Below are 24,316 nucleotides of genomic sequence, written 5' to 3'. Positions count from 1 at the left end.
CACAAAAACGATCGCACCGATCTCCCCTGTTCCACTGAGAGGTTATTAACCGTCATCCGCGGATACCTTATCACCGCGATCCCCGGAGGCAGGATACTTTTGGCTTATCAGGTAACGCTCATAACTCCCGAAGAGAAAGACCGGCTGGCTGCCCGGTTCATGCCCACTGTACGGTACGAGATCAAGTCCGAGATCTACGGCTGCTGCATCAAGCTCCTTTCCGACGATCCCGTACTGAAAGACACGTGGCAGGAGAACTTTTACTCCATGTCCCAGAATATCCGGTCGCACGGGAGGATGTTCGTATTCCGCGACCCGGAATCTCCTCCCGATTCGGTCTTCTATGATTCCAAGACCCGGACCGTGTTCCTCTTCAATGTCGGGTATTACGGGTGGGTGAAGTCGCTTGCCCTCAGCCTGGCAGGGGATATTCTCGAAGAACAACATGCCATCTTCTCGATGCATGGGGCGCTTGTTGATATCCGCGGAAGCGGGCTCTGTCTCACGGGAACCTCCGGGGCCGGCAAGACAACGCAGACCTATGGCCTGCTGAAGGATCCCACGACGCGCATCGTATCGGACGACTGGTTCTTCTCCCGGGTTTTCGGCCCCGAGATCCTCTCCTACGGGTCCGAGAAGAACTTCTATATCCGGCAGGACCTGGAGACGGTCTGGAAGGAGTACGGCGGGCTTGTCCGGGCAGATGAATATGACCGGAACGGGCGTGCGGTTGCCGACATCCGCTGGGTGATTGGCAAGGGGCGTCTCCTTCCCATGACAACGCTGAGGACCGTGATCGTTCTCAAGCGCGACCCGGACGACCGGAATACCGTACAGTCCCTGAATCCCGATACCGCGCTTGCTCTTTTCACGGCTAACAGTTTTTTCAACCCCCATCACCTGGACTGCTCTCCCTATAAAACGGCAATCCGGACACAGTACCTGAGGGATCTCCTCGACCGTACAACAGTGTACGAGGTGAATACCACCGGAACACCGGCAGAGACCCAGCGGCTGATCCGGTCGCTTGCCGCGATCCCCCAGGATGACCTTCACTAGTTCTCCTTTGGCAGCCGGTTATTCCCTATCCTTTTTCAGGTAGTACCGTCAACGGGTAAAGGCACGGAACGTGGTATACTCATGAACTTTGGAACCATCAGTGGAATCGGCGGGGCTGCAGTGGCATATCTCCAGACCCCCGAAGGACAGGAAGCGGTCAAGAAATTCCTCGCATCGCCCGAGGGCATCTCGCTGATGCAGGATTTTTTTGCATCTGCGGAAGGAAAGAAGGCACTTTCGGGGGCACTCCCCGGCATCCTCACCGGCCTCAACCTGCCGGCAGGAGCCCCGGAGATGATTATTGCTGCCCTGAACCGGTAGGAATCCTCTTTTTTCTTACTGGTGCTCTGTAGAATACCTTATTCCAATTTGGATTGCCCCCCTTGCGCCAGCCCTGACTCGAAGAACCTTTCAGGTTCTTCTCATGTCTCACCTCTGAAGAGGTTCGACACCCCCAAGGGGGTGCTGAGGGTCTTACGACTCGAAGCAGGAGAAGAACGCCTTGCGTTCTTCGACCCGGGGGTGCAGGTGATGCCTCTGTATTACCAGAAAGGGATACTCCAATAAAGAATTGTTTTTATCAAAAGGATATTGATGCCGCCGCGGGGCGTCCTTCGGGGCGGCGGCCGTTCATCATAAAAGGGGGTATGGGGGCATCAGCCCCCATCATTATACCCTTCGCGTTTTTCATGAGAAATCTTTTTTTCCCATTGGCAGTTCTTGCGATCACACCCGTCTCTCAATACCCGGTCGCGTAGTAATACCCGTCATCCTTCCGGATACTAACCGGGACATCAAAGAGCCGGCTGACCGGGCCGTCCGCCAGCAGTTGCTCCTTGGGGCCGTCGCCCACGATACTCCCGTTCTTCATCAGGATGACCCGCACGATCTCCGGTATGATGTCCTGCAGGTTGTGGGTGACAAGAATAATTGCCGTTCCATTGGAGGCGATCTTCCGTATCGTCTGGCGGAACGCATGAAGTGCATGGAGGTCGAGACTGTTCGTAGGCTCGTCAAGGATAAGGACTTCCGGGTCGTGGACCATTGCCCTCCCGATCAGGAACCGGCGAGCCTCTCCTGATGACAGTTCGGTCATCGGCCGGTTGCAGATATGACCCACTTCAAGAAATGCGCTGATCTTGTCTGCCCGCCTCTCCATCTCCGGTGTGATCTCACGGTTGAAGAGCCCGATGCTGGAGAAGAATCCCGAGAGGATAACCTCCCTCCCGGTGATCTCCCGCGTGAAGGCATACTGGAGATCATTCGAGACGATCCCAAACGCCGATCGCAACGCGAAGACATCCCAGGTATCCCTCCCGCAGATCCGGAAGGTGACCGGGCCACGGTCGAGCACCGGGTAGAACTCCCGCATGATCGTCCGGATGAACGTGGATTTCCCTGCACCGTTGGGCCCGAGAATCGCCACGCTCTCGCCCCGCCGGATTGCGAGCGAAAGGGAATCAAGGACCATCTTCTCTCCGTGAAAGACAGTGACATTTTCGAACTCCAGGAAGGGGGGATCGTGTGCGTTCATGTTCAGGCAGGTTCCCTTGGTTTTTCCCGTGAGCCGGTCTTCCGGATTATACAACCCTGTTTGCCTGGATCGTGTAGGTGTTCCGCGTGTCCTCCCCGTGACTTACCGCGAGTGAGGCACCGGCCCGTTCACAGAGCCCGGCGAGGAACCGGTCCGTTTTCCGTGACTCGCACCCCGCTGAAGATGACGGGGTGGTGCCGGAGATAGCGACTGTTGCATAACTCCCGCTGTCGCATATCGCTATCCGGATGGCAGGGGACCCTTTTCCCACGAGGTCTTCGAGAATATAGGTCAGGAGATCGGTAAAATTTTCGCGGTCAATGGTAACGAACAGCGGATCCGGGGCGTTGTCAATCCCCACGTTCACTTCCTCAAGAAGGGGCCGGGTCCCGATGTTCGAGAGCAGGACACGGGCAAATGCCTTCTCATCATCTGCGGAGGAGAACACCGCATCGCTGGAAAGGGGGGGAATGGTCAGGCCCCCGACAAGGGCCCCGATGAGTGATGACAGGTCCACGACAGTGACCTCGCGCGGGGGCGTGAACCCGCGGAAGATGGTGATATAGTCCGCGAGGAGTCGTTCCGTGCGGCGGACAATGCCAGGGTCGATGATATGTGCCAGTTCGTCAGTCCTGAACGTCCGCTGCAGCTTGCCGATCACCTGCCCGGCTTTGAGGGCCAGGTGGACCGAGACACCTTTTTTCTTATGGTGCTCTTCGGAGAATGTCCGGAACGCATCAAGGAGTTCATCGATGTCATCGCCGTTGATAAGGGTGCCGAGTTCCTCTGCCGTTCCTGACTCCTCCAGCTCATCGAGCACATACGAGACATAATAGAGCCGGCCTGCCATGACCGTGAAGAGCTGGTTCACCTGCTCCATGATGTCTTCGGCATAGGTGGCAATCTCTGCGGCGCGGTCCGGGTTGAATTCAGCAATATCGGCAAGGGTGGCGGCGTCCCGCTTCACGAGCGCGAGCATCTTTTGTGCATCGGCAACGGGGATAAGGCGCCCGTGGCCCGGACAGAGGAGCGAGATCTCCTTGGTTTCCAGCAGGGGGCCAATCCCGTCAAGAGACCGGATGAGGTCCTCCTGCGACCACCCGACCAGACCGGCAATCCCCGGGTTTGCCGCAAAGAGAAGGTCGCCAATGAAGAGCAGTTCGCCCATGTGGATACAGATGCTGTCCCTGCTGTGGCCGGGAGTATGGAAGACCTCAAGCGGGGGGCTGTCAGGCCCGAACACGATGGTTTCCCGGTTGAGGCTCATGGACGTTGCACCTGCAGGGAATGCCGTCACCGTAGCCAGCGCGCCATTCGAGAAACAGAGCTCAACGGGCTCCCCGGGATGTTCCCTGCGGTCGCTGGTGACGAGCTGGAACCCGGCCTTTATCGGGACTATTGTTGTATTGAACATCGCGGCCTGCGTCATCGCCGCATCACCGCGTTCGAGGCAGGCGGCGCCTTCCTCCTGCACCATGAGCACCGCTGCCCCGGCAACTGCGAGTGCCGGCGTGTTCTGGATCGCGATGAAGTGATCGACATGGGCATGCGTCAGAAGGATGAAAAACGGGCGCTCCTTTTCGGCCCGGCACTCCGTCACCACCTGCATGAGCTGTTCTGCCTGCACGGGAAGGCCGCCGGGATCGATCAGGATGATGGCATCCGGTGTCTGGATGAGATACGAGTTGGAGGATACAGTGTCGATCTTCCGGATAAGTGGAAAAATTGTTGCCCCGCCTGCTCCGGGCAGGGGCTGCCATTCAAGAGAAACCAGCTGGTCGTTACCAGCCGGCAAGGGTCTCTCCCTCAGATGCGTAGATAGAAAAGATTGAGGTGAACCCTGCAAGCTTGAGGATCTTCAGGACCTCGGGAGTGAGGGCGCAGATCCCGAATTTGTCCCCGGGGTTTTTCAGTTTCTTTGCTGTGGCAAGGAGCACACGGAGGCCGCCGCTGCTGATATAGGTGACACCGGCAAAGTCCAGCAGGACCTTCCGCTGGCCGCCATCGATAACCTTGTTGATTGCCTGTTCCAGTTCCGGTGCAGTGGCAGTGTCTATCCTGCCGTTAAGGGAAAGGGTGGTTGCATTGTCCTTACTGGTAGTTTTTATTTCCATATTTGTTCCCCAAAAGTATCCTGAATTCTTTTGTTATGTCGGCGCTGGAAAATGATAATCCTATCTCCTTTGCAATGTGCAAGCAGGCTTATGAAGAACCGGGGCACATGGGTAATGATAATTCATGGCAACAACCATCCTCTCATCCCTCATCGTCCTTCTTCAGCTGATGTGCGTCATCATCGTTGCCGCCTACCTGCTTACCAGGAGCCGGTTCTTTCCCGAGGTTCTTGAGGGCAGGCCCTCTGTCAAAGTACAGGCAATCCTCATCATTTTCTTTGGGGCGCTCTCGGTCTATGGCACGGTGGCAGGGTTCGAAGTGAACGGGGCATTCATCAATGTCCGCGATCTCGGCCCGATGCTCGCCGGCCTGCTGGGAGGCCCCGTGATCGGGCTCGGTGCCGGCCTGATCGGAGCAATCCACCGCCTGTCAGTCGGGGGATTTACCGTCTATTCCTGCTCCCTTGCCACCGTCCTTGCCGGTCTCTTCGGGGGTCTTATCTGGCTTGCCCGGAAGCGGAAGTTTGCCGGGATCACGATCGCCGTCATCTTTGCCATTGCCATGGAAACGCTCCACATGCTCATGACGCTTGCCATCTGCAGTCCCTTTGAAAAGGCCTTGTCTGTCGTGGAACTGGTCTCGATCCCCATGATCGCGGCCAATGCCGCGGGGATGTTTGTCTTTGCCTTCATCATCGGGAACCTCCAGAACGAGCGGCGGATGCAAAGAGAGCGCGACACCCTGATCAAGGAGATCCAGAGAAAGGACACCGAGCTATCGATCGCAGCCGAGATCCAGCAGAGTTTCCTTCCCGAAACGATGATCCCGCTCGAAGGATTCGACATTGCGGGGCGGAACGTAATGGCAAAGGAAGTGGGGGGGGACTTTTTCGATGTCATCCCGCTGGAGGTGATCCCGATCTCGCAGCACCGGCTCGGACTGATGATTGCCGATGTGTCCGGAAAAGGGATCCCGGCCGCGCTCTTCATGGCCCTGTCACGGATCGTTGTCCGGGTCAATGCCTCGTGGTACCCGGATCAGCCGGCCGAGGCCATCAACACGGCGAACTCGATCATCTCTGCGGACTCCAAATCCGGCATGTTCGTCACCCTCTTTTACGCAACGCTCAATGCAGAGAACCGGGTCCTGACCTACGTGAACGCCGGTCACAATCCCCCACTCCTGTACCATGCCGATGGCTCGTTTGAAGAACTCGAAGCGACGGGCATGGCAATAGGGGCCCTGAAGGAAGCGGAGTACTTTGCGGGAAAAAAGACCCTTGAGAAGGGGGATATCCTTGTCATGTACACCGATGGCATCACCGAAGCAGAGAACAACCGGCAGGAGATGTTCGGGGAAACGCGGCTGCGCGACGTTATTGCCCGGTCTCAGGGGATGGATTCAAAAACGATGATGGCCAAGATCCTTGGTGAGGTCAAGGCATTCTGCGGAGACCATCCCCAGTCAGACGACATCACGCTGATGATTATCAGGACGGAATAACCATGAGTGAACGGCCGGCTGCACTGTCAATCAGATCCGACATCAACGAGATACCCCGGGTCTCGGACCTGATCGAATCGGTCATGCAGGGCCATCAGTTTCCGGACGAGGACATCCTCGATACGCAGCTTGCCGTAGAGGAAGTGGTGACCAATGTCATCATGCACGGGTACGGGGAGGCCGGGGGGGAGATCCTTGTATCCCTGTCCTACCATGCGGACGAGTCTGCCATGGAGATCCGGGTCGAGGACAGCGCTGAACCCTTCGACCCGCTCTCCCTTCCCGAACCGGATATCTCTGCCAGTATCGACGACCGGAAGATCGGCGGTCTTGGGATCTTCCTGACCCGCCAGGTCATGGACGATATCCGGTACCGGTATGAAGACAACAAAAACGTCCTCATCCTGAAGAAAAAGAGATCGGGATAAGCCGCTTCCTGCGCTTTCAGGGCTCCCGGGCAATGTCCTGGATGTAGGCGATCCCGATCTTCGCCTTCCGGAGCCGCGTCGTATCGAGAAGGTGGCGCATATCCACGAACTCGCCATCGGTTACAATCTTTTTTACCTGCGTATTCAGGTCAAGGGTCGCGTCATAGGGGATGTTCCGGAAGACCACGCCGTGGTTGTGGAGGTACATCTCTTTTCCTGCACCCGTGTTCAGGGGGTTTGCATAATAGAGTGCGTCGAGCGCCTCCGGGCGGAACGACGAGAGATCGGCGGTGAGATCGATCCCCACGCCGAAACTGACGAGCGTGTCGCCCTGGTACGAGGTCCCGGCGTCCGATGCCATCCATTCATGGGCCCGCGAAGGAGAGAGGATAGACTCGCCCTTCGGGAGCGACCCGGCAACCGGCGCCTTTTTCAGCCCGGAACTGGCGAATCCCGAGAGGACGCCCCACATGGTCACGGCAACAACGCCCCGGTAGGTCTTCACCCGCTCTTTTGCCGATGAGAAGATGACGCGGTAGGTGTCGGCAACCGAAACGCCCCTGGGATCAGCAGCGTCAAGGGTGAGGTATTCGTTGAACGGGCCGTCCAGCGTGATATTGTACCCGGTGTAGACCGGCAGGTCTCCCCCGGTTGCCGTCCCCGGCGTCAGGAAATCGGGCGTGCTGTGGCCATCGGTGGGGAGCCAGACCATCGAGCCATAGAGCGTGATCATCTCGCCCAGAAGCGGGATCGCGTCTTTGACATCGGCGCCGAGCGCACCAAGGCCCAGCGAGTACGTCACCTCCGAGAACTTCTTCACCTTCACGTCCGGCTCGGTGATGGTTGCATGGAGCACCTTGTCGAGATCGCCTGTGACGCGGAGGACCGGGTTCTTGGTCATCCACCCGGGTTCGATGGTCAGGCTGACATTGCCCTCGATGATCTTCTTGTAGAAGATCTCGTTGAAGAGCGACGGGTTTTTCCGTTTTTTGCGGATGTCATTGACTGCCTCTTCGGTTGTCGGGTACAGGGTAAAGACCGTGGTGAAGCCGGCCATCTCCAGCACCTTGTAAGGATACTCTCCGACCGCTGCAAGCGCGAACTGGCCGTTCCTCCGCTTCAGCTCGCGTTTCAGCCCGTTGAATGTCCGTATGCCGCCGCTGCTCAGGTAGGCCGATCCCGAGAGATCGATCACCAGTTCCTTGTCATCGTCATTGAGTTCTTCCCGCGCCCACTCATCGAGCTGCCGGGCCCCGTGAGCATCGAGTCTCCCGTTGACAAAAAAAACAAGGATCCCGTCCCTTCGTTCGCTTCTGGCTTCCATGAGATTCGCTTCCGTTTATGGAGTTATTACGTAAAGCCACTTATAATGGTGAGGTACCGGGAAAAAACCGGAGGGAAATATTCCAGCATCACTCCTGAAGCGTTTATATTTCCGCGCACCGGAGTACTTCTATGGATCTCTCCTCAGCCCGGCGCATCGTCACCTTCGTGCTCGTCCTTCTCTGCGCCATCCTTGTTTCCAATACCCTTTCGAATATTCTGCTCGCCGCTCTTGGCCTTTCCGGGATCTTCGGGTTCATCGTCGGCTTTGTTATTTATGCGGTCTTCTTTTTCGGGGTTTTATACTTCTTCGAGCGGTTCTTCGGGATCACGATCTTCCGGTTTGGGGGGAGGTGAGGGAAGGAGAGCAACATTTACCGGAACATTCATTCGATTCGGTGTGTTCAAAACCAAATGGGGTCTTCAAAAGAAGATCCTGCTGAAAAACGTAAAGGACATTCAAGGCCGTTATATCGCTCAGCACATTTCACTTTCAGAACTATCAGATGTTAGAGTCTTTGAGGGATTTTGTCAGAGTGAAGTCCTTCAGTTATCAGCGATTGTCTATTCGTATGTGAAAGGCTATTCCGGGGAAAACATTGATCTCAAACTTGCCCGCCCGTGGTGCATCGATTATGGATTTCATGATGTCCGGGATCTTACCTGCATTTCAAGCCGGTCATATCGAAAAAAGGAAGTTAATGCCTTCCTAATGCAAGAACTGAACATTCGTAAAAAAAATTTTCCTCGGGATTTGTTGAAAATGGAAAATTTTTCGTTTATACGTTGGATGAACAATATTGCGGAAGTGCCTGATGTCCCACAATGAGCGATGCAGGGAATGCAAGGTAAGGGTCCGGCAACTTCTTGAAAAAATCTATGGGACGGTCATTCCCAATTACCGGATACAACTCGGGACGCGACCAGAAGAGTTGCGGGAACATCCGAGGTATTCTGTTCTGAACGACATCTACTCTGCCCTGCAGAACCATCGCGGTTTTTCCAAGTTTGTCAGGGCGGCATATGTCGATGTTGATTTTTTCCTGCCTGAACAGAAAATGATTGTTGAGTTCGACGAATCGCAGCATTTCACCGAACCGCGGAAGATTGCTCTCTCTCAGTATCCCTCCGATATTAATCTCGGATTCTCGCGCAGCACCTGGGTGAGGCATTGCGATGAAATCCGTGCATGCGACAACGATCCTCCCTTTCGTGATGAGCAGCGCGCATGGTATGATACTTTGAGGGATTTTATTCCGGAAGCGAACGGGTTCTGTCCAACGGTCCGGTTATTCGCGAGGGATATGGCATGGTGCAGTCTTGACGTAAATAATGCAAATGACATTCAAAAATTTCAGAATCTGATTGAAGCCCAAAACACGGCCGGAGATACGAGTATGAATGGCATATCTCTCAAAATGCCGAGACAAGACTGGATTGCGACGGTTATTCTGAAATCAAATTTGAAAATTGCTGATGAAAAAGATCCCGGCAATAACCCGATACGAATAGCTGAGCTGGACCAAATTCTCCGTTCAACGATCGATAAAACATCGGGGGACGGAGTGGTCCTCTTTCCCGGTGGTTGGGTTCATACACAACACGAGAGGGCAGATACAATGTATCCGGAGATTGAACGATGCGTGAAGGAAGTCCTCTCCGGAACAAGCCGAAATATCAAAGTCTGCATCGGGGTTGATGGATTCTTCGACCGACCTGTCGCTGAAGATGCATACGATCAGGATCAGATAGCAATCACCATCGACAGGACCGGAATAATTTCCATCTGCAGAAAGTTTTACCCGTCTGATGATACCGAAAGGAACAGTATCATACTTGCTAAAAATCACCATGACGGCGAACTCGGCAAACCCCGTATCTTTGAGCTAAATGGGGTCAGGTTTTTCCCCTTCGTCTGCTATGATGTTTATGGCCCATGGCACGAGCCCCGGAAATATCCGAAACCTGACGCCGACATTGGAGTAAATCTGATTCACCGGTTCCGTCCCAAAGGAGAATTTCTGTGTCAGGAAAATTACTTCCCATTAAATGGCTGGTCCGAGGCATCATGCCAATGGAAGATTCCCCTTTTTGGAACTTCTATCTTTTTCCGACGGTCAATCCCGTCCGACTGGCCAACGGGGATTGTCTGGACCGGAGGAGATGTCTGGAAAAAACCGCGATATCCTGATATAACCCTGCCCTGCGATACACCGGCAATTACGATCCCGCTGACCGAGGGATCTGCTGAAGTACGAATTTTCACCAACATTGCGGGGAAAATTCAATCGATGAAAAGGAATCCTTCAGAGATCATTACAAAAAATAATGCCCGGTCACAGAATCGTTCCCTCGCAGTTGAAAGGACGAACATCAGCAGTATCAATCCGAATGGGATTTATGCAAAACTACGAAAAGAATTGGACTCTTTTTTCGGGAAATCCGTCATTGATCAGAAGACCAAGTTCACATACCGGGCAGAAAATGAGATCGGGTATCCGAACAAGAAAGAGCTTGATATGATCTCGCTTTTCAAGCCAACAATATCCGGATCCAACCAGGTGCGGTTCCGTGTCTATCCCCACATTCTTGCAAGTAATATGGGAATACAAAACGCAGCTGAAATCATCAAGATCCTTCCTGAAGGTTCGATGATAAAACAGGAACGGGAGAATCCGCACCCTGGCGATATTTTTATTGACGGCAATTTTTCCAGCGAGGGGGAAATCGAAGAATTCGTGAAGTGGATCGTGTTCGGGAACAGGATGAAGTAGAGATAACGGTGATCCGAATGGACGATGAAATTACCCAACAGTGGATGACAGAAAGGATTGGCGAATCCAACAAACAGGCAGCGAAAAATCGTAATAAGTATCCGATCCAGGAACACGCTACTCGGACGGAACTTTGGGAATATGTAGACTGTACCTGCGATGAATCCTGTACCTGTAAAAAAGATCTGGGATGCACGGGTCACTGGAAGCTGAAAAAGAATGTTCAGTTCGATGACTTCATGTTCGGATTCCTCAGAATGTTCGTCGATCGTTGTGATCATCTCAATGTTATTACCGCTGTTGATGCGGGAGATCCTTCGAACCTGAGACCCCGGGTCAGGGATGCTTACACCGTCTTACGAAATTTAAAGGGAGAATGGAAAACCCTGTCCGAAAAATCTGCCAATTACAACAAGACACTTTTCTGCGATGGCTGGTTTGACAGCTATTTCAAAGAAAAATTCGAAAGTTTCAAAATTAAGGAAAGTGTGTATTTCGCCAAGCAGTTTTGTATTCTTCTTCCCGATATCTGCGCGCCGTACGACACCAAATCCCGGGACAAAATGACAAGTCATCTCAAAATCCCCCGTAATGCGAATTATTTTGAATTCCTCTCTGAGGTCCGAGTGAACTTCCTGAGTGCCTTCAAAAAACAGGGTATCAGGTTACCGGTAATACGAGCTTTGGATTCCCCGGGCAAGGATCTCCCGTTCGATCCGCGCCTGATCTCGTTGCGACAACCAGCGCAGGATTATGGGAAGAACTACCTGCCTGCCAAAGGGCAGATCAGTTTGGTCTTGGACAAATGCTTCTATTTGCCGACAGAAAAACCCACTGACGAAAAACAATCCAACAGTAAATGAGTGTTGCACAAAACGAGATCGTTCATGGAGCATTCAGAGAAATCAAAAGAAGAGTGGTTCGACCTCGGGCAGAAATATCATGAAAATGAAGAATATCAGAAAGCAGTTGCCGCATATCGTCATGTTGTGAAACTCGACAGGTACAATGTTCACGCATGGCATAATCTGGGATTGGCTCTTCGGTTCCTTGGAAAGTTGGATGATGCGCTCAAGGTGTTCAATACCGCAGAATCTCTCGATCCGGGGAATGGCGAGATCAACATACAACAAGGTTTGATCCTAATTGGGCAGGAAAAAAACGAACAGGCAGTAAAGAAATTTGAGAAGGCTTTTAGATCTGGCTTGGGATCCGATAATCAGATGGTTGCACATATCGGAATGGGGATATCGTACCTCAATCTCGACAAACCTGATGATGCAATCAGCAATTTCGATGCGGCCCTGCGAATTGATAATGAAAATCTGCCTGCATTAACGATGAAAGCCGGAGCCTCTCTTAACACAAGGGGATTTTACATTGGCAAAGAATGTCATCGATGAAGCGTTGAGGATTGATCCGGAAGATGAAGAAGCATTGAGAATTCTTGAAATGGTTAAATCCTCATTGGCCTCCACATGATTGAAACATTTTTGCGGCGCATCCCCCCTCCAAAACTTTCAACCACAATATTAAGCATAGGCTTTTTATTTTCCAAAATACCCGCTGCGCATCACAGTTTGATGCAGTAAAATCAGTCAATTGTCTTGTACTTGTGAACATGTAGTACAACTCACCGAAGAATCAGAGATGGTCTCACCGTGCTGAACACGGGAAATCTGACGGTTTGCTTTGTTAACGCGGATGCTTATCCATGTTTGGCCAGAACTTTGGATTAGGCAACAGGCTCTACAGCCCCCTCTTTCTCAGTGTAAATCCCCACAAAATTAATCTCCCCGTAAATCGCTCCTTTTTCGAATCGGAGCGCATTTTGGAAAACCGATTTTTGGAGAGTCGCACTTTTTCGCGAATTACAGCACACCATTTTGAAAAAACGCCCATTGCGTTGATAGTATCCCCATCCAAGGGCATTATAGTCCAGAAAAATCACCTAATTGGTGCCTTTTGGTTGAATGATCGCCATTATTTCTGGGCGGGAGCACGTGAAATGAACCGGAAGGCGCCGGTGATCCGGGGCACACCGTCGGTGAACGAGATATCCCCGTCGTAGATCGATATCTGAAAACAGGTCTTTCCCCCCATTGCCCCACCCCACAGCCCGATCCGTCAGGAAATCGGCCAAAAGAATGTGGCTAAAATTTACCTCTGGTTTTCAGACGTGAAAATGGTCAATGAAACGTCAATTATTCCCTCATTTTCAGAAATGTCGAATGCTGAAAGCATGAGACACGAGAAGACGAAGTCTTCGAATTGTTCCCTCTGGTGCCGGAAAAGAGGGGAATCCGGGGCCGATACGTCCCCGGATCAGATCACCTCTCCGCGAATGCAAGCGCGGACATTCCTCCTTCAAATCAGTCCAGGCCCATTCACCGGAAGAATCATCCCCCCGTCATCCTTCCCGGGCCGGTTCACCCGCTGCGACACGGCATGCACCTCCAGCACATCGTCTGCACAGGGCACGAGAACTTTCTTCAGCTCATCCGGGGAACATGGACCCTGAGACAGCCACTGCTCTTCCCCTTCCCGCGTCAGGACCACCGGCATACGGTCATGGACTTGTGCCATGAGCTCGTTTGCGCTGGTGGTAATGATCGTGTAACTCGCCAGCGTCTCGCCCGCGGGGGACAGCCAGGTATCATACAGGCCGGCAAACGAGAAGAGTGCATTGTCCGGCCGGTGGAAAAAGAACGGGATCTTCCGCGTTCCCTCTTTCTTCCACTCGTAAAACCCGTTTGCCGCGACAAGGCAGCGTTTCTCCTCCAGCAGCTGCCGGAACATCGGCTTTTCTGACAGGGTCTCGGCCCGTGCATTGACCGGGCGGGGCAGCGTCTGATCATCCGCTGACCAGTGCGGCACGAGCCCCCACTGCATCAGCCGGATCCGGTTCCTGCCGTCCGCTGAAACAACCACCGGGTTTTCAGAACGCGGCGCTATGTTGAAGTGGGACCGGAACCCGATGGTCGGGTCCACGCTGAGGAACCGTCCCCCCAGATCGTCCACGGCCCAGAGAGCGTAGCGGCTGCACATCATCCCTCTCATCGCGCCCCGTGTCACATCAATCTTGCGGAACGCACCGGGCACTTTTGCCTCCCGCCAGCCTGAGCCTTATCACATGATGCACAGCAGCGATCCGGTGCTATGCAGATCGAGATCCGTATGGGAATGAGCCTCTACCCGGGCAGCTGCAACGCGGTGGTTGCACCGGTACACGTGATGGTCTCGGCCATCAACAGCAATGCGGATCTCCAGCGTTTCCTCTTTCTCTACATCGGCGGGAACTACACCCGGGTCCTTTCGGGGATCCCCCGGGACAGCACGAACTTCGAGATCCGCCATGCATTCACGGCCCACCAGCCCCTCTCGGTGCTCCGTGAGGCATCGCACACTATCGTCCTTGTCGAGCACGACCCCACGCTCTTCGAGGGCGCGGAGAAGATGCTTGCACCGGTTGCCAGGGCGCTGAAAGATACCGGTCGCGAGTCGCTGGTTATCCTCTATGCCCCGGCCATTGACCGGACGTTTGCCGCGCTGATGCGCCAGGCAGACCGGATCATCGAGATAGCGGCTGCTGAAGTCCTGTCCCCGCGGGTGTTCCTCCGTGCGATCCGGTTGCAGCGGACCGGTCGGCCCGTGCGCTCAAAAAGGAGGACCAGAAATACGGCAGGAAACTTGCGGACCTGGCAAAGGAGCACTCCAGCGAGGCGTTCGTTGCCTGCAACGACCCGCTGGAGGCGGCGACTTTCTCTGTTCTGGTTGAGATCCTCAAACGCCAGGAGCATCTCGATGCTGAGAGGAATGGCGATGTGGATCATTGACTCCGCGTACCGCAATGGGGGTATCGACCTCTGGACAAATGAGGACGGGGCCGTTACCCGGGTCCACCACCCCTATGACCCGCTGTTCTTTGTCCATTTCGCCGACCCGCATGCCAGCCACGAGATGATCGGTACGCTGGAGGAGCGGTACGGGGCAGAAGAGTGCACGATCCGCACGGTCTTTGACAGCCTTTTGGGGTACCGTGTCTTTGCAGACCGCAGGGTGGCCGAGGCCATTGAGGGACAGGCGCAGTACGATGTGCAGCTCTTCAACGTGGATGTGCACCGGGACCAGCGGTTCATGGCGGAGTATGAGTTCTTCCCGTGCAGCGGAAACGGCACTGACCGATTCTCTCAGGAAGGTTCCCATGATCTTGACTCGATCACAATCCGGATCCACGGTGAACCTGAGCGCTCAGCGGCCCTCCCGGAGATCGAGCTGGTCCACGAGCGCACTGAACGCTTTGCCGGGCCCGAAGGAACGGTCCTTTCAGATCTCTTCTCGCGTGTCTCATCCCTCGATCCGGATGTGATCCTGATGCCAGATGCGGATGCATGGATGCCCCGGCTCCGTCGTCTGGCGCAGAGGCATGGCCTTGTCATGCCGTTTTCCCGGAACGGGAAGTACCGGTCAATGGACTCCCGCTCGTACTGGAGTTACGGGAAGATGGAGCATAAGGATGCGGCTCTTGTCCCGGGCGGGAGGGTGCTGATCGATACCGAACGGTCGTTCGTGTACCGCGAGGGCGGCCTCGAAGGAGTCCTGATGTCAGCCCGGCTCTCGGGACTCTCCCCCAATCTTGCGTCGCGCTTTACCCCGGGGACTCTCATCAGCAGTTACGAGACGTACGAGGCCGTCCGGCGGGGCATCGCGGTCCCGTTCCGGAAGAGTGATAGCGAGACAATCCGGCGGATCAGCACGCTCCAGTCGGCTGACCGGGGCGGGATGATGTTCCAGCCCCGGCCAGGGGTCTTTGAGAATGTCGAGGAGATCGATTTCACGTCCATGTATCCTTCCATCATTGTCCAAGGGAATCTCTCCCCGGAGACCATCGGGTACCCGGAACAACCGGGTTTTCTTCCCGCGGTCCTCAACCCCCTTCTCGACCTCCGGATCAGGACAAAGCAGCTGAAGAAAACCGATCCAGCGTTCGACGGGATCGATTCTATCCTGAAGTGGATGCTGGTCACCTGTTTTGGCTACACGGGCTACAAGAACGCGAAGTTCGGGAGGATTGAGGTGCACAAGGGGATAACAAAGCAGTCATGGGAGATCCTCATCAAAACAAAGGATATCTCCGAGAAGATGGGCTTTACCGTCCTGCACGGGATCGTCGATTGTCTCTGGGTGCAGGGCTCCGGGATCGGCCTCCTGAAGGCTCGGGTTGAGCAGGAGATCGGCTTGCCTCTCGAAGTCGAACACTTTGACTGGATTGTGTTTGACCCTCTTGCGGACGGGTTCGGGGCGCACAACCGGTATTTCGGCAGGCATCCGGATGGCAGCGTGAAGGTACGGGGGATCGCAGCCCGCGCCGTCACGACACGCCGGAGTTCGCCCGCTCCATGCAGCGGGAGATGCTGACAGTAATGAGTTCTGCAGAGACCGTGGCGGAACTGCGAGCTGCGCAGGAGGTGGTCCGCATGATATACCGGAACTATGTTGACCAGCAGTATTACCGAGTCCTCCTCGATAGGGCATGGGAGGAGGTAGCATTCGCATTCCGGCAGGAAAAACCGGAAGATTGCCGGGAAAAACTACCTGTAGGCCTGTGTGTTTCGTGATGGGAAATGGTGCTCTGTAGAATGCCAATCTCCCGGCTGTGGGCTCCCCCCCTTGCGCCTCCGGCTGGTTTGAAAAACCAGGAGGATGAGAAGAACGCGGATGCGTTCTTCGACTCGGGAGCGCAGGTGATGCGTCTGTATTACCCGTAAGAAAAGTTCACACTATCTTGAACAGGTAATTGGGGAACATCGCCATGCGCCCCGTCCCCTTGGGGGGACTGGTGGCGCAAGAGGGGGGTTCATATCAATAACAGAGGATTTCTCCAGAGCAGAAAAAATGAAAAAGAAAAAAGTTACGCAGCCTTCACGGAGTCTGCACACTTCTTTGCCATGAACGAGACAAAGATGGAGCAGAGCCCCATGACGATGGCAAAGCCGCCGGCAACAAAGGGCAGGAGGATCGCTGCGACAAGGGAGTTGACGAGCAGCAGGAGACCGAAGATCAGGCTGATGATCCCGATCACGCCGTTGCCCCAGTCCTTCTTCGTGAATGCCTGGAAGATGTGGGCTGCCCCGACAAAACAGGCCCAGAACCCGATGAAGATGATCACGAGTTCCAGGGTGAACAGCGTGGCATAGAACGGGTAGATGAGGATCAGGATGCCGGCGATGATGTTGATGACTGAAAGGAAGATCTTCCAGCCCATGCTGGTCCTGTCGACAGCAAGGCTGGCGAGCGCGAAGATCCCGCCCACGAGCCAGTAGGCTCCCATGAACGTGATGAGGAGGACCGTGGTCATCCCGGGAGTCATGAGGAGAGCGACACCGAGGAGCAGTGCAAGGATCCCCCAGAGAAGGAGGAGCCACCAGGGGAAGAGATGGAGCTCGACCATGTCCTGGGCGGAAAGCGTTACATCGTCAGCCATAGTTGTATTACCGGTTTAGCATAAACGAGGCAAGTATTTACGCTATTCTCTTTTCACCGGGGCGGGAGAGGTGGCAGCGCCCCTCCCCCGTCCCGGTCTTCCCGGATGTACCCTTTGATCGCCGTGAGCGTGGTCGTGTCCATCATAACGGAAAAGTCCGGGTCCACAATACAGACCGGGAATGCGCCGGCAAGAGTGTTGCGCGTGATACGGTAGATGCGGGATTCAAGAAGCCGGGACGTCATCTCGTACCGGCTCTCGATGTCACCGGTGTCATCTCTTCCTTCCGCAATGTCCCGTGCAAGATTCTTCAGGAGCAGCAGCCGGTAATCCATCAGGCGGCCGGCCATGACCCGGCTCCGCTGGCCGTGCAGGGTGCGGACGATGAAGTACTGGCTGACTGCAAGGACTGCCAGTAGTGAAACCCGGTGCGCAAGTTCCTTTAAGCCAGACTCAGTAAGGAAGGTGTTCAGGGTAATCCCCGGCAGGAGAATAATCGACGTGAGGAAGAGAAAGATTACTGCAAGGAAACCGGTGAGGAACAGGAGCGAGATGATTGCCGGGGGCAGGTCGCGGGAGAGCCGGCTTTTGAACCTGTCGAGGTTCTTGGCAAAGCCCGCCGTGAAGGGTTCCACTTTCCAGACAAGCCCGTAAAACGTGATGATGATGAGGGACTGGGCAATGACAAAGAGGGCCGTGCTCCCGGGAACGAGGCCGGCGTACCAGACGACCAGCGTAAAGACGATGTCGATGGAGAAGAGCAATCCCAGCGGGAAGGTCAGGGTACGGCAGTTCATGAAGAATGCGTTGATGAAGATCCGGGTGAACTGCCGCGTACCGGACCGGATGCCGTTCTCCCAGAGCCAGGTATGGAACCGGATGATCTCCGGCTTCTGCAGGGAGACCGCACCCGGGCTCGTCGGGACAAGGAATGTCAGGAAGTAGAACATGTTGAGGTAGAAACTCGCGGCGATGAAGAGAACGATGTAGTCAGGGCGGGCGAGAAAGAGGACGATATTGGTCAGAAAACAGAGAGCAAGGACGATGTGTTGCAGGCTTTGAGGCTCCTTTTGTTCCTGGAACGTGCGGCACTCCCGTTCGGCGGCTGCCCGTTCACCGGCAATGACGCCGGAAAGCAGGGAGGAATCATGGGGGTGTGCGGGATGGGTTGTCATAGGGAAGTTCCGCTTATGTGTTCTACCGGTTATCGTTTCCGGCCATAAGTACACATCGCCCTGCAATCATTTCTCATGAAAGGTGACGGATCTCCACAACCTGCTCCGCCCATTCCCCCTGCGGTATATTCCCGACAGTATGCATTTTGTAGTTGAATCGACAAATACTGTACACGAAAGAGCGGACAGCGGTACTGCCCGGTGAAACCATGGTTGATAAAAAAACTTCGTGCCTTCTGCGGGGATTTGTAGGGATCATCTTCGGTATCCTCGCTCTCCTGCTGCCGGATCCAACGCTTAATACCTTCAAAGTGCTGTTCTGGCTGTTGATCATCCTGGGGATCGCCATACTGGGATTCCTTGCAATCACGGGGAAAGGCGACGAGTCCGGCATCTGGTTCGGCCTTGCCGCGGCCCTGCTGATCGCGGGTGTAATCTCCATCATCTACGCGGACTTTGTCGCGATCCTCTTCCTCCTGATCATTGCAGGGGTGGCTTTCTACAACGGGTTCACCGATATCACGCTTGCCCTTGAGCACCCGCGGACCAAATACATCTTCATCCCTGCCATGGTCCTCTTCGGGTTTGCGCTTCTCGCGGTGCTGTTTTACTACTACCCGGGATTCGCGAACAACCTGTACCTGTCCATTGTCGGAACGCTGGCCTTTGCATTCGGTCTCTTCTCGATCCTGCTCGGGCTCTACCGTCCCGGTGAACCGGGTGACGAGGCAGTCCCGGTCACCGCCAGCACTACCCACAAGCCCGGCCGCAGGTCATAATTCTCTCAATTTTTTAACGAATTCCCGCCATGATTCCGCTGCAGTCCGCGAGGTACGATGTTGTCGTTGTCGGTGCCGGACCTGCCGGCAGTGCGGCAGCCGGTGCCTGTGCGGCAGCGGGCCTCTCGACCCTCTGTATCGAAGAGCATGGAACTATCGGGTACCCGGTCCAGTGCGCCGGTCTTCTCTCGAATGCAGCGTTTACCGAGTGCCGGGTCTCGGAGCATTCGGTCCACAACAAGGTCTCCGGGGCAAGAGTGATCTCCGGAAAGGGTTCCCGGATCCTCATTGATGCAAAGAAGACCATGGCGGTTGTCGTGGACCGCGGGACGCTTGACCGTGAGATGGCGGAGCATGCGGCCGATGCCGGGGCAGAATACCTGCTCCACGCAGGCGTCTGCGGCCTTGGGATCAATACGGTCACGACACGGGGGCCTGGCGGGAGCGCGGAGATCGGGTACAAGGTCCTGATCGCGGCAGACGGTCCCCGGAGCACGATTGCCCGGATGCTGGGGATGGAGCGAGCCCCGGTCTTCCTTGCCGGCATCCAGGCGGATGTTCCCCACGAGATCGATCCCCGGTTTGTAGAGGTATACCCGGATGCATCTCCGGATTTTTTCGGCTGGGTAATTCCCGCGGGGCCTGGCAGGACGCGGATCGGCCTCTGCTCCCGCACAAATGTCCCGTCGCTGTTTGCAGAGTTCCGGAAGAGGTTTTCCCCCTCCGCAGTCCATCTCGTGACCGGCACCATCCCGCTTGGCGTCATGCCACGGACCTACGGGCACCGCACGCTCTTTACCGGTGATGCTGCCGGCTTTGCCAAACCCACGTCGGGCGGGGGGGTGTACACCGGCATCCGCTCGGCCCGTCATGCTGCCGCTGTCGCGATCGAAGCCTGCGAAAAAGACCGGTATGATGACGAGTTCCTCTCCCGCTACGAGCGCTTGTGGAAAGAGGATTTCGGGAACGAGCTTTCCCTCGGTTTCCGGCTCTTTGGGATGCGGGAGCGGCTGTCCCCGGATGACATGGACGAGCTCGTGCGTGCCCTTGACGATCCGGGACTGATACAAACCATCGAGGAGTACGGCGATATGGACCGGCCATCGGAACTGGTAAAGCGGCTGCTCCTGAATCCCGCGACACTCCGGCTTCTCAAGCCACTCGCCCGCACCGGTCTGAAAGCCCTCTTCTAACCTGCATGAGGATTGCACCGGTCCAATCCCGTGATCTGGATGTGGCAACGGTCGCTTGCCTTGTTTTCAGGATACCGGAAGACTCCCCGCGGGACGAAGAGCTCGAAGTGCGCTCCCTTGCGGTACTCGCCGTTCTCGCAGATAGTGATCCCGCTGATGGAGAGGATCTCCCTCACTAAAAAGAGCCCAAGGCCGGTGTTCCTCCCGAATCCCTTGGAGAAGATCTTCTCCTTGTCGGATGACGGTATCCCGGTGCCGTTGTCCTCAACAATAAGGAGGATGCCGCCTACGTGGGCTTTCTTTGCGGAGATCCGGATGGTGGTCACGCTGCCCCCATGTGTAATGGTATTTTCAGCAAGGTTGAAGAACGCCCGTTCCAGGAGAGGATCTGCAAAAATTTCCAGGTCCCCGGTATCCGACTGGACACAGATCTTGCGGATATCCAGCCGGGTACAGGCATGGAAAAAGACATCGTGGACATTCTGCCATGAGGGGGCAATCATGCCAAGGTTCTGGTAGAGTTTTGTGAACTCGATGTTCTCGCTGATGGTATTGACGATGTCATTGACCTTCTTCATGTACATCGTGTAGTCGGGTTCCCGTGGCTTGTCCCGGAGCAGTTGCAGGTACCCGCCCAGGATGGTCAGCTGGCTCCTGATGTCGTGGCGGGTGATGTCCGAGAGCAGGTTGAGCTTTTTGTTGGCCAGCTGGAGCGCGTCATGGGCCATCTGGATCTCAGAAATATCGTGGAGGATGGCGAGCATGTGCGGCCGACCTCCCAGGTCGATGCGGGTAGTACTGGAGATCACGGAAACGTGCCTGCCCTCACGGTCGATGATCGTCAGGGGAAACGATCCGGTCCCGGTCTTTGCCACCAGAGCGAAATGCTGCATGAAGAGGTTGTGGAATTCCTCAGGGCAGATGTCCGTGTAGCGCATCTCCTTCAGATCATCCGGCGACCTGCCGAGCAGGTCCAGCGCCCTCCTGTTGGCATCGGTGAACCGGCCCGAATCCGCATCGATGATGAAGATGGCATCGATGGCGTGGCTCATCAGCCCCCGGTTCTTCTCGTTCTCTGCACGGAGTTCGTCTTCCATCCTGCGACGGGCGGTGATGTCTGAACCCACGCACAGTACCCCCTGCAATGTGCCGTCCTTGTCGAAAATCGGCTTGTTCCACCAATGGATCCAGACCCGGTTGCCCTCTTTTGTTACATTCTCATTCTCATTACTCGCATACCGCTCGGGATCGCGGACAATGTTCTCCAGCAAGGAGGGGAGATTGCGGTCGGTCCCGGATTCATGCTCCGGGACAATGGTGCCCACAACGCACCGGCCCAGGATCTCGTCGCTGGTGAAACCGAAGAACCGCTGTGCATATTCATTGAAGAAGGTGATGGTGCCCGTCCTGTCCAGTTTCAGGATGATGGTGCTTGCGTTCTCGACAAGTTCGCGGTATTTTGCCTCGCTCTCCCGGAGGGTCTGGTCTACCTTTCTCTGTTCTGTGATGTCACGGATGGACTCAATAGCGCCCGAGATGTTGCCGTCCTTGTCGTACAGGCGACTGGCTTTACCCCAGATGTGCGTCCTGCCGTTTTTTGGGTGTTCCAGGACACTCTCGGCAGTGAGGGTTATGCCGCTGTGGCAGGGGTCAAGGTAGTGCTTTGTCTCAAAGGAGTCGTTCGGGGAAAGGACCAGGTCGATGAGCATGGGCCGGCGATCGGAATAAAAGGGGATTGCATATTCGTACTGGTCCCTGCCCAGCATCTCCGCTGCCTTGACCCCGGTCATTGTCTCGATGGCCTTGTTCCAGGCAATCACCCTGCCATCGGTGTTGATGGCAAAGGTAGCATCGGGAAGAAAATCGATGATGCTTGCGAGTTTCTGCTCGGAGTCCTTCAGTGCGGCAAGGGCCCGGCGCCGCTCGAGTGCCGTCAGGATCTTGTGCCGGAGTTCTGCAAACTGGGGGCGGGCGTCTCCCCCTTTCTGGAGGTAGAAATCGGCCCCATTGTTGATCGCCTCGATGACAACATCCTCGCGCCCTTTCCCGGTGAAGAGGATGAAGGGGATGGTGATGTCCCTCTCCCTGACCTGCTTGAGCAGTTCTATCCCGTCCATTACGGGCATCTGGTAATCCGAGATGATGGCATCGAAGGTATTGGTAGAAAGAAGGTTCAGGACTTCCGGTGAGGATGTGGTGGTTGTTACCATGAATTCTCCCTCCCGTTCGAGAAACAGCTTGCCAAGGGTAAGCAGTTCAGGCTCATCGTCAACATAGAGAAGGGAGATCATCAGGGCCAAACTCTCTTAGTGCAGGTATAGTGTACTGTTGTATAGTGTACTGTTGTAAGGTCTATTTTAATGAAAAATGCTATTTATTCTTTTTCCGGGTGCAGGGGAGTATCAGGATAATCCGTACATCGGGGCTCGTGCCCCTCCGCCTCAAGAGCTGCGCGGATCTCATTCTTGAGCGGTCCGGGCAGGTTGAGGTTGTCAAGTGCTTTTATGAGAAGGAGTTTTGCCATGCCCTGGCCTTCCGGTGTTGCCAGGTATGCATTGATGGCCTCCTGCCCTTCGGGAGATGAAAGGAAGCTTCTGACCATCTCCCTCCCCTGTGGGGATGCGATGTAACCGGCGATCAGTCCCTGGATCCCGCTGAAATGAACCATGTTTTGTACCCCTCCTCCGGTGTAGACCGGGATGGCAGATAAAGGATGGGAACAATGATGGAAAAATACGTATTGCCAAAAGAGATATGAGGCATATCTCCTGTAATTGCAGCCATGTGGGTGGGACCCTCAATCTGGTTACATATCATGCACCAACATCATCCACCATTCGCCGTAATTACAAAAAAGGTAAAAATTGGTAATCAAATCGACACATTCTTAATATCTCAAATGTTACTAAAAATTACAATTGTGTTACCCTGGTGAACCCATGCACATTCCTGATGCGTTTATCCCCATCTGGCAGGGAGCGATCTACTGGATCATTGCCCTGGTTTTCGTAGCGCTGGCTCTGAGATGGGCCAGAAACGAGATGAGCGAGGAAAAACTCCCGCTTGTGGCCGTCCTCGCCGCAGGTATCTTTGCCCTCCAGTCCTTCAACCTCCCTGTCTCCATGGGGACGAGTGGTCATCTCGTGGGCGGGGCGCTCGCAGCAATCATCCTCGGCTCGCCGTTTGCAGCAATCTTCATCCTCACACTGGTTTTGATCGTCCAGGCGATCCTCTTTGGCGATGGCGGTATTACTGTTCTTGGCGCAAACATCATCAACATGGGCGTCATCGGAGGCTTTGTCGGGTTCTATACCTTCAGGGGGCTGATGGGCGTGACAAAGAGCATGCCGGTCTCCGTCTTTTTCGCGGCATGGCTTGCCTGCCTCATTCCGGCCCTTGCCTGTGCAGTCGAGATGGCGTTTGCCGGTACGTTCCCGCTGACCGAGGGTCTTGTTGCGATGGGTATCTACCACGCTATCATCGGTGTTATTGAAGGATTCGTCACCATCGCCGTCATCTACCTCATCACCACCGCTAGGCCTGATCTGGTAGACACCGGGGTTAAGGCCCCGGCAGGAGCGTGAGCAGCATGATGGACAATAAGACGTTCATTATTGCCGGGATTGTTATCGCCCTTCTCATCGGGGGTGTGGCAGTCTTCTTCGCATCCGGGGACCCGGACGGTCTCGAGAGCACGGCGCTGGTTGTACAGGGGCAGAAGGAACTGACCGGATCAACACCGGAAGGTGCCGAAATCCACGAAGACCTGAATGGTAAGTTCTCCTATGAATCACCCATGCCCGATTACTCGCTGGGGGAGGCAATGGGATCAACGGGAGGGATTGTGGCAATCGCTGTCGGTACGATCCTTGCATTTCTCGTTGTGCTTGGCCTTGCCTACGGCCTAAAGATGATCAACAAACCGTCAAAACAGAACCAATAGAACTTT

25 protein-coding genes are annotated in these 24,316 nt (G+C 55.1%); 16 read left to right on the top strand and 9 right to left on the bottom strand.

Going from position 1 to position 24,316, the window contains the following annotated elements; all coding sequences use genetic code 11:
- Positions 1-99 precede the first annotated feature (99 nt).
- Positions 100-1,059, top strand: coding sequence for an HPr kinase/phosphorylase (locus METFOR_RS11065; protein WP_015286228.1), 960 nt, complete (start codon positions 100-102; stop codon positions 1,057-1,059).
- Between the two features lie 81 nt (positions 1,060-1,140).
- A complete protein-coding gene (locus tag METFOR_RS11060) occupies positions 1,141-1,380 on the top strand; it encodes a hypothetical protein (RefSeq protein ID WP_015286227.1) in 240 nt (79 codons plus the stop codon).
- Positions 1,381-1,798: 418 nt separating this feature from the next.
- On the opposite strand, the gene METFOR_RS11055 is transcribed toward METFOR_RS11060, so the two are convergent.
- From METFOR_RS11055 to METFOR_RS11045, 3 genes are read right to left on the bottom strand one after another with little or no spacing between them, the layout of a single operon-like run.
- Positions 1,799-2,593, bottom strand: a complete 795-nt coding sequence (locus METFOR_RS11055) for an ABC transporter ATP-binding protein (protein ID WP_015286226.1) — start codon at positions 2,591-2,593, stop codon at positions 1,799-1,801.
- A gap of 46 nt (positions 2,594-2,639) precedes the next feature.
- Entirely contained in the window at positions 2,640-4,388 is a 1,749-nt protein-coding gene (locus METFOR_RS14665) for an MBL fold metallo-hydrolase (RefSeq protein WP_015286225.1), read from the bottom strand.
- The gene (locus METFOR_RS11045) at positions 4,375-4,707 is read right to left on the bottom strand and encodes an STAS domain-containing protein (RefSeq protein ID WP_015286224.1); all 333 of its coding nucleotides are present in this window, start codon (positions 4,705-4,707) and stop codon (positions 4,375-4,377) included. The genes METFOR_RS14665 and METFOR_RS11045 overlap by 14 nt, the downstream gene beginning before the upstream one ends.
- A gap of 124 nt (positions 4,708-4,831) precedes the next feature.
- On the opposite strand from METFOR_RS11045, the gene METFOR_RS11040 reads away from it, so the two are divergent.
- Together METFOR_RS11040 and METFOR_RS11035 are read left to right on the top strand one after the other, a co-directional pair.
- Positions 4,832-6,211: a PP2C family protein-serine/threonine phosphatase gene (locus METFOR_RS11040; protein ID WP_015286223.1), complete on the top strand. Its 1,380-nt coding sequence runs from the start codon at positions 4,832-4,834 to the stop codon at positions 6,209-6,211.
- 2 nt (positions 6,212-6,213) lie between these two features.
- The gene (locus tag METFOR_RS11035) at positions 6,214-6,639 is read left to right on the top strand and encodes an ATP-binding protein (protein ID WP_015286222.1); all 426 of its coding nucleotides are present in this window, start codon (positions 6,214-6,216) and stop codon (positions 6,637-6,639) included.
- A 16-nt stretch (positions 6,640-6,655) separates the two neighbouring features.
- On the opposite strand, the gene METFOR_RS11030 is transcribed toward METFOR_RS11035, so the two are convergent.
- Positions 6,656-7,963 carry an STAS domain-containing protein gene (locus tag METFOR_RS11030; RefSeq protein ID WP_015286221.1) on the bottom strand — a complete coding sequence of 436 codons (1,308 nt, stop codon included), beginning with the start codon at positions 7,961-7,963 and terminating at the stop codon, positions 6,656-6,658.
- A 131-nt stretch (positions 7,964-8,094) separates the two neighbouring features.
- Here METFOR_RS11030 and METFOR_RS11025 point away from each other — a divergent pair, with 131 nt between their 5' ends.
- Genes METFOR_RS11025 through METFOR_RS11005 form a run of 5 tightly spaced genes read left to right on the top strand, consistent with a single transcriptional unit; the run spans position 8,095 to position 12,139 of the window.
- Entirely contained in the window at positions 8,095-8,319 is a 225-nt protein-coding gene (locus METFOR_RS11025) for a hypothetical protein (RefSeq protein ID WP_015286220.1), read from the top strand.
- A gap of 43 nt (positions 8,320-8,362) precedes the next feature.
- Positions 8,363-8,791 (top strand): hypothetical protein, encoded by a 429-nt coding sequence (locus METFOR_RS11020; protein ID WP_048110950.1) that lies wholly within the window; start codon positions 8,363-8,365, stop codon positions 8,789-8,791.
- On the top strand, positions 8,778-10,736 hold the full coding sequence (locus tag METFOR_RS11015; protein WP_015286219.1) for a carbon-nitrogen hydrolase family protein: 1,959 nt from the start codon (positions 8,778-8,780) through the stop codon (positions 10,734-10,736). The genes METFOR_RS11020 and METFOR_RS11015 overlap by 14 nt, the downstream gene beginning before the upstream one ends.
- A 17-nt stretch (positions 10,737-10,753) precedes the next feature.
- On the top strand, positions 10,754-11,599 hold the full coding sequence (locus METFOR_RS11010) for a hypothetical protein (RefSeq protein WP_015286218.1): 846 nt from the start codon (positions 10,754-10,756) through the stop codon (positions 11,597-11,599).
- A 24-nt stretch (positions 11,600-11,623) separates the two neighbouring features.
- Positions 11,624-12,139: a tetratricopeptide repeat protein gene (locus tag METFOR_RS11005; RefSeq protein ID WP_015286217.1), complete on the top strand. Its 516-nt coding sequence runs from the start codon at positions 11,624-11,626 to the stop codon at positions 12,137-12,139.
- A gap of 964 nt (positions 12,140-13,103) precedes the next feature.
- Here METFOR_RS11005 and METFOR_RS10995 read toward each other — a convergent pair.
- Positions 13,104-13,838: an SOS response-associated peptidase gene (locus METFOR_RS10995; protein ID WP_015286215.1), complete on the bottom strand. Its 735-nt coding sequence runs from the start codon at positions 13,836-13,838 to the stop codon at positions 13,104-13,106.
- 57 nt (positions 13,839-13,895) lie between these two features.
- On the opposite strand from METFOR_RS10995, the gene METFOR_RS10990 reads away from it, so the two are divergent.
- The 3 genes from METFOR_RS10990 to METFOR_RS16070 are packed head-to-tail and all read left to right on the top strand — an operon-like array spanning position 13,896 to position 16,504.
- On the top strand, positions 13,896-16,154 hold the full coding sequence (locus METFOR_RS10990) for a type B DNA-directed DNA polymerase (RefSeq protein WP_015286214.1): 2,259 nt from the start codon (positions 13,896-13,898) through the stop codon (positions 16,152-16,154).
- Positions 16,155-16,159: 5 nt separating this feature from the next.
- Positions 16,160-16,354: a hypothetical protein gene (locus METFOR_RS15415; protein WP_148277671.1), complete on the top strand. Its 195-nt coding sequence runs from the start codon at positions 16,160-16,162 to the stop codon at positions 16,352-16,354.
- Positions 16,355-16,375: 21 nt separating this feature from the next.
- Positions 16,376-16,504: a hypothetical protein gene (locus METFOR_RS16070; RefSeq protein ID WP_267878656.1), complete on the top strand. Its 129-nt coding sequence runs from the start codon at positions 16,376-16,378 to the stop codon at positions 16,502-16,504.
- Between the two features lie 143 nt (positions 16,505-16,647).
- On the opposite strand, the gene METFOR_RS10985 is transcribed toward METFOR_RS16070, so the two are convergent.
- A complete protein-coding gene (locus METFOR_RS10985; protein WP_015286212.1) occupies positions 16,648-17,220 on the bottom strand; it encodes an HdeD family acid-resistance protein in 573 nt (190 codons plus the stop codon).
- A gap of 53 nt (positions 17,221-17,273) precedes the next feature.
- On the bottom strand, positions 17,274-18,395 hold the full coding sequence (locus METFOR_RS10980) for a hypothetical protein (RefSeq protein ID WP_015286211.1): 1,122 nt from the start codon (positions 18,393-18,395) through the stop codon (positions 17,274-17,276).
- A 209-nt stretch (positions 18,396-18,604) separates the two neighbouring features.
- Between METFOR_RS10980 and METFOR_RS10975 the strand changes: the two genes are divergently transcribed.
- Together METFOR_RS10975 and METFOR_RS10970 are read left to right on the top strand one after the other, a co-directional pair.
- On the top strand, positions 18,605-19,174 hold the full coding sequence (locus METFOR_RS10975) for a hypothetical protein (RefSeq protein WP_015286210.1): 570 nt from the start codon (positions 18,605-18,607) through the stop codon (positions 19,172-19,174).
- A gap of 29 nt (positions 19,175-19,203) precedes the next feature.
- Positions 19,204-20,367, top strand: coding sequence for an NAD(P)/FAD-dependent oxidoreductase (locus METFOR_RS10970; protein WP_015286209.1), 1,164 nt, complete (start codon positions 19,204-19,206; stop codon positions 20,365-20,367).
- Here the strand turns inward: METFOR_RS10970 and METFOR_RS14655 are convergent.
- On the bottom strand, positions 20,364-22,658 hold the full coding sequence (locus tag METFOR_RS14655) for a response regulator (RefSeq protein ID WP_015286208.1): 2,295 nt from the start codon (positions 22,656-22,658) through the stop codon (positions 20,364-20,366). The two genes, METFOR_RS10970 and METFOR_RS14655, sit on opposite strands and share 4 nt — an antisense overlap.
- 83 nt (positions 22,659-22,741) lie before the next feature.
- Positions 22,742-23,035 (bottom strand): hypothetical protein, encoded by a 294-nt coding sequence (locus METFOR_RS10960; protein WP_015286207.1) that lies wholly within the window; start codon positions 23,033-23,035, stop codon positions 22,742-22,744.
- 271 nt (positions 23,036-23,306) lie between these two features.
- Here METFOR_RS10960 and cbiM point away from each other — a divergent pair, with 271 nt between their 5' ends.
- Together cbiM and METFOR_RS10950 are read left to right on the top strand one after the other, a co-directional pair.
- Positions 23,307-23,951, top strand: coding sequence for a cobalt transporter CbiM (gene cbiM / locus METFOR_RS10955; RefSeq protein ID WP_015286206.1), 645 nt, complete (start codon positions 23,307-23,309; stop codon positions 23,949-23,951).
- A gap of 5 nt (positions 23,952-23,956) precedes the next feature.
- Positions 23,957-24,310 (top strand): PDGLE domain-containing protein, encoded by a 354-nt coding sequence (locus tag METFOR_RS10950; protein ID WP_015286205.1) that lies wholly within the window; start codon positions 23,957-23,959, stop codon positions 24,308-24,310.
- Positions 24,311-24,316: the final 6 nt, after the last annotated feature.

The organism is Methanoregula formicica SMSP, assembly GCF_000327485.1.
GTDB classification, from domain to species: Archaea; Halobacteriota; Methanomicrobia; order Methanomicrobiales; family Methanospirillaceae; genus Methanoregula; species Methanoregula formicica.
This window is presented reverse-complemented; position numbering and strand designations above follow the sequence as displayed.

Excerpts from the sequence above, each read along its gene's own strand:
- METFOR_RS11035 (WP_015286222.1), top strand. The coding sequence starts at position 6,214 with ATGAGTGAACGGCCGGCTGCACTGTCAATCAGATCCGACATCAACGAG.
- METFOR_RS11040 (WP_015286223.1), top strand. The coding sequence starts at position 4,832 with ATGGCAACAACCATCCTCTCATCCCTCATCGTCCTTCTTCAGCTGATG.
- METFOR_RS11005 (WP_015286217.1), top strand. The coding sequence starts at position 11,624 with ATGGAGCATTCAGAGAAATCAAAAGAAGAGTGGTTCGACCTCGGGCAG.
- METFOR_RS10960 (WP_015286207.1), bottom strand. The coding sequence starts at position 23,035 with ATGGTTCATTTCAGCGGGATCCAGGGACTGATCGCCGGTTACATCGCA.
- cbiM (WP_015286206.1), top strand. The coding sequence starts at position 23,307 with ATGCACATTCCTGATGCGTTTATCCCCATCTGGCAGGGAGCGATCTAC.
- METFOR_RS10990 (WP_015286214.1), top strand. The coding sequence starts at position 13,896 with ATGCAGATCGAGATCCGTATGGGAATGAGCCTCTACCCGGGCAGCTGC.
- METFOR_RS10985 (WP_015286212.1), bottom strand. The coding sequence starts at position 17,220 with ATGGCTGACGATGTAACGCTTTCCGCCCAGGACATGGTCGAGCTCCAT.
- METFOR_RS16070 (WP_267878656.1), top strand. The coding sequence starts at position 16,376 with ATGCCAATCTCCCGGCTGTGGGCTCCCCCCCTTGCGCCTCCGGCTGGT.
- METFOR_RS10970 (WP_015286209.1), top strand. The coding sequence starts at position 19,204 with ATGATTCCGCTGCAGTCCGCGAGGTACGATGTTGTCGTTGTCGGTGCC.
- METFOR_RS11055 (WP_015286226.1), bottom strand. The coding sequence starts at position 2,593 with ATGAACGCACACGATCCCCCCTTCCTGGAGTTCGAAAATGTCACTGTC.
- METFOR_RS14655 (WP_015286208.1), bottom strand. The coding sequence starts at position 22,658 with ATGATCTCCCTTCTCTATGTTGACGATGAGCCTGAACTGCTTACCCTT.
- METFOR_RS11060 (WP_015286227.1), top strand. The coding sequence starts at position 1,141 with ATGAACTTTGGAACCATCAGTGGAATCGGCGGGGCTGCAGTGGCATAT.
- METFOR_RS15415 (WP_148277671.1), top strand. The coding sequence starts at position 16,160 with ATGAGTTCTGCAGAGACCGTGGCGGAACTGCGAGCTGCGCAGGAGGTG.
- METFOR_RS11045 (WP_015286224.1), bottom strand. The coding sequence starts at position 4,707 with ATGGAAATAAAAACTACCAGTAAGGACAATGCAACCACCCTTTCCCTT.
- METFOR_RS11025 (WP_015286220.1), top strand. The coding sequence starts at position 8,095 with ATGGATCTCTCCTCAGCCCGGCGCATCGTCACCTTCGTGCTCGTCCTT.
- METFOR_RS11010 (WP_015286218.1), top strand. The coding sequence starts at position 10,754 with ATGGACGATGAAATTACCCAACAGTGGATGACAGAAAGGATTGGCGAA.
- METFOR_RS10950 (WP_015286205.1), top strand. The coding sequence starts at position 23,957 with ATGATGGACAATAAGACGTTCATTATTGCCGGGATTGTTATCGCCCTT.
- METFOR_RS10975 (WP_015286210.1), top strand. The coding sequence starts at position 18,605 with ATGGTTGATAAAAAAACTTCGTGCCTTCTGCGGGGATTTGTAGGGATC.
- METFOR_RS11030 (WP_015286221.1), bottom strand. The coding sequence starts at position 7,963 with ATGGAAGCCAGAAGCGAACGAAGGGACGGGATCCTTGTTTTTTTTGTC.
- METFOR_RS10980 (WP_015286211.1), bottom strand. The coding sequence starts at position 18,395 with ATGACAACCCATCCCGCACACCCCCATGATTCCTCCCTGCTTTCCGGC.
- METFOR_RS11015 (WP_015286219.1), top strand. The coding sequence starts at position 8,778 with ATGTCCCACAATGAGCGATGCAGGGAATGCAAGGTAAGGGTCCGGCAA.